This is a genomic window from Hansschlegelia beijingensis (genome assembly GCF_045505405.1).
In the GTDB taxonomy this organism is placed as follows: Bacteria; Pseudomonadota; Alphaproteobacteria; order Rhizobiales; family Methylopilaceae; genus Methylopila; species Methylopila beijingensis_A.
The window spans coordinates 1-3330 of sequence record NZ_JBJKEX010000337.1; the positions used below are offsets into that span (position 1 = coordinate 1).

The window sequence follows — 3330 nt, forward strand, 5'->3', positions numbered from 1 at the left end:
CACCCTCGGCGCCGCCGCCAGCGCGGCGAGCGCGGCGAAGATCGCGGCCTGCCCGATGACGACCGACCCAAGCCGCAGATCGAGCAGCGACAGCGGCGCGGCCGCGAAGATCGCCAGAAAGCCTGCGATGACCAGCGCGACCGCGACGTCACGCTCCTCGCAAGGCTCGGTCTCGATCACCACAACGATCTCGCCCGCAGTGCGGGCTTCGGCCGCCGTGACGGCCTCCGTGATGCGCTTCCGGTCGGCCTCCGTCAGAGCCGACGCATCCTGAGCGCAGGGCGCTTCTCTCACCATCCGCCGGAAGCTCCGCCGCCGCCCGAAGAGCCGCCCCCGCCGCCCCCGAAACCACCTCCGCCGCCTCCGGACCAGCCCCCGTCGAAACCCCCGGGGCCACCAACGACCCACGGGCCATGGCGTCTCGAGCCGCCGCCGCCGCCACGAATCGAGCGCCAGAGCACATAGAGGACGATCAGCAGGAACAGGATCATGAAGATGTCGACTTCCGTCAGACTCTCTTCCTGCTCGCTCAACTGCGCCGCGCGGGCCTTGTACTCTTCGGCCTGCCCGGAGAACACGGCCATCACGTCGTCAGCGCCGCGCTCGATTCCGCCCGGTATGTCGCCGGCGCGGAAGCGCGGCAGGATCGCGTTCTCGATGATCAGTCGTGAAACCGCATCGGTGAGGTCGCCCTCAAGGCCATAGCCGACCTCGATCCTGACCTTGCGATCCGCGGGCGCGACGAGCAGGAGCACGCCGTCGTTGCGCGTCGCGTCGCCGAGCTTCCAGGCGCGGAACAGGCGGTTGCCGAAATCCTCGACGCTGGTCCCCTGCAGGGACGGCACCGTCGCGATCGCGAACTGGTGCCCAGTGCGTTCCTGAAACGATTTGAGCTTGGCGATCAGCGCCTGTTCTTCGGCCGGCGGCAGCACGTCCGCCGCATCCACCACATAATTGGTGAAGGGCGGGAAGGTGAGCTCCGCGCGGACGGGCCCGATCGCCGCCAGCACGAGAAGCGTGAGCGCAAGCAGCCTGCCGAGAACGCGCGTGGGCATCATGGGGCTAGCTTAGCCGAGGGCGGCGCCGTCCTCCGGCTCATCCGAAGGACGCCGCCAGGGGGAACGCTCGGCGCCTGAGCGCCGAGCGGGCCCGGTTCAGGTGTTCATCGACTCGAAGAAGTCGGCGTTGGTCTTGGTGGAGCGCAGCTTGTCCAGCAGGAACTCGATCGCGTCGACCGTGCCCATCGGATTCAGAATGCGGCGCAGAACGTACATCTTCTTGAGCTGATCGGCCGGAACGATGAGCTCTTCCTTGCGGGTGCCGGACCGCGTGATGTCCATCGACGGGAACACGCGCTTGTCCGAGACCTTGCGGTCCAGGATGATCTCGGAATTGCCGGTGCCCTTGAACTCCTCGAAGATCACCTCGTCCATGCGCGAGCCGGTGTCGATCAGCGCCGACGCGATGATCGTGAGCGAGCCGCCTTCCTCGATGTTTCGCGCCGCGCCGAAGAAACGCTTCGGGCGCTGCAGCGCGTTGGCGTCGACGCCGCCCGTCAGCACCTTGCCGGAGGACGGCACCACGGTGTTGTAGGCGCGGCCAAGGCGGGTGATCGAGTCGAGCAGGATGACGACGTCGCGCCCGTGCTCCACGAGGCGCTTGGCCTTCTCGATCACCATCTCGGCGACCTGGACGTGGCGCTGCGCCGGCTCGTCGAAGGTCGAGGAGATGACCTCGCCCTTCACGGAGCGCTGCATGTCCGTGACTTCCTCGGGCCGCTCGTCGATCAGCAGGACGATGAGGTAGCACTCGGGATGGTTGGCGGCGATCGCGGTCGCGATGTTCTGCATCATGACCGTCTTGCCCGTCCGGGGCGGGGCGACGATCAGCGCGCGCTGGCCCTTTCCGAGCGGGGCGACGATGTCGATCACGCGGGTCGACATGTCCTTCTTGGTCGGGTTCTCGATCTCCATCCTGAGCCGCTCGTCAGGGTAGAGCGGGGTCAGGTTGTCGAAATGGACCTTGTGGCGCGCCTTGTCCGGGTCCTCGAAGTTGATCGTGTTGACCTTGAGCAGCGCGAAGTAACGCTCGCTCTCCTTCGGGCTGCGGATCTGGCCCTCGACGGTGTCGCCGGTGCGCAGCGAGAAGCGCCTGATCTGCGAAGGCGAGATGTAGATGTCGTCGGGGCCCGGCAGGTAGTTCGCGTCCGGCGACCTCAGGAAGCCGAAGCCGTCCTGGAGAACCTCCACGACGCCGCCGCCGATGATGTCGACGTCGCGCGCCGCGAGCTGCTTCAGGATGGCGAACAGCAGTTCCTGCTTGCGCAGCGTGCTCGCGTTCTCGACCTCGAGCTCCTCGGCCTGGGCGAGAATTTCGGTCGGCGACTTGGCCTTGAGATCAAAGAGCCTGACTTCTGGCATCGGTGGCCTTTGGCAGTGGGGTCCGGCGCAGGTCGCCGGGCGCAAGGAAGAAGAGAGGAGACGGACGATCGCCGGGCGGCGCGTCGGCGGAGGACCAGCCGGTCTTCCGTGGTCGTGGCGTCGGAGGGCCTCGGTCCCGCTCACGGGACGTGACGAGCTCTGAACTGAACCCGTGCGCCGACAACCGACTCTTGAGAGGAATCCCTCTTACCGGGAGACGGGCCGCTCCACAAGTGGCATGCGCGCGGTCACGAGGATTTGGGCCGTCAGAAGGGCTTCACGATCACGAGGATGACGATCGCCAGCATCAGCACGGCCGGAACCTCGTTGATGATCCGGTAAAAGCGCGCGGAGCGTACGTTCCGGTCATTCGCGAAATCGCGCGTGTAGCGGGCCAGCATCCCGTGGATCGCGGTGAGGATCAGAACAAGCAGCAACTTGGCGTGCAGCCAGCCCGACGTCATCCAGCCGCCCTGCCAGACCAGCGTGAGGCCGGCGAGCCAGGTGACGATCATCGAAGGCGTGGCGATCCCCCTCAGCAACCGCCGCTCCATGACCTTGAAGGTCTCGGAGGTCTCAGAGCCGACCGGAGCGCCGACGTGATAGACGAACAGGCGCGGCAGATAGAGCATCGCCGCCATCCAGGCGATCACCGCCGCGACGTGCAGCGCCTTGATCCAGAGATAGACGTCCATCTGCCCTCGAATCGGAACCGCGCAAATGGCGTGCGCAGCGGCAGCCTACCGGTTTCGCCGGACGCGCGCCACGAGCCGCCCGACATGCTCCGGCGGCGTGTGCTGCCGCACCCCGTGGCACATATTCGAAGTTGCGGCCCCTCAGGAACTCCGCCCGCACCACCCCGACCAGCGCGGTCCAGGAGAACAGCAGGAGAATGCCGAGCAGGACCCAC

General features: G+C 66.8%; 3 protein-coding genes and 2 pseudogenes. All 5 read right to left on the reverse strand.

All coding sequences use genetic code 11. The annotated features are described in order from the left end of the window. Positions 1-297 (reverse strand): annotated as a pseudogene (locus ACIKT0_RS15555) (hypothetical protein); the annotation flags it as partial. Next, positions 291-1058 (reverse strand): TPM domain-containing protein, encoded by a 768-nt coding sequence (locus ACIKT0_RS15560; protein WP_407106239.1) that lies wholly within the window; start codon positions 1056-1058, stop codon positions 291-293. The pseudogene ACIKT0_RS15555 and the gene ACIKT0_RS15560, both read right to left, overlap by 7 nt. 96 nt (positions 1059-1154) lie before the next feature. Further along, positions 1155-2420 (reverse strand): transcription termination factor Rho, encoded by a 1266-nt coding sequence (rho, locus tag ACIKT0_RS15565; protein ID WP_183394897.1) that lies wholly within the window; start codon positions 2418-2420, stop codon positions 1155-1157. 266 nt (positions 2421-2686) lie between these two features. Next, complete coding sequence (hemJ, locus tag ACIKT0_RS15570) at positions 2687-3115, reverse strand: protoporphyrinogen oxidase HemJ (protein ID WP_407106241.1); 429 nt, start codon at positions 3113-3115, stop codon at positions 2687-2689. 88 nt (positions 3116-3203) lie between these two features. Then, positions 3204-3330, reverse strand: a pseudogene (locus ACIKT0_RS15575) (ABC transporter permease); the annotation flags it as partial.

Bases quoted from the DNA above. Each gene is read 5' to 3' on its own strand.
- ACIKT0_RS15560 (WP_407106239.1), bottom strand. From the start codon at position 1,058: ATGATGCCCACGCGCGTTCTCGGCAGGCTGCTTGCGCTCACGCTTCTC.
- hemJ (WP_407106241.1), bottom strand. From the start codon at position 3,115: ATGGACGTCTATCTCTGGATCAAGGCGCTGCACGTCGCGGCGGTGATC.
- rho (WP_183394897.1), bottom strand. From the start codon at position 2,420: ATGCCAGAAGTCAGGCTCTTTGATCTCAAGGCCAAGTCGCCGACCGAA.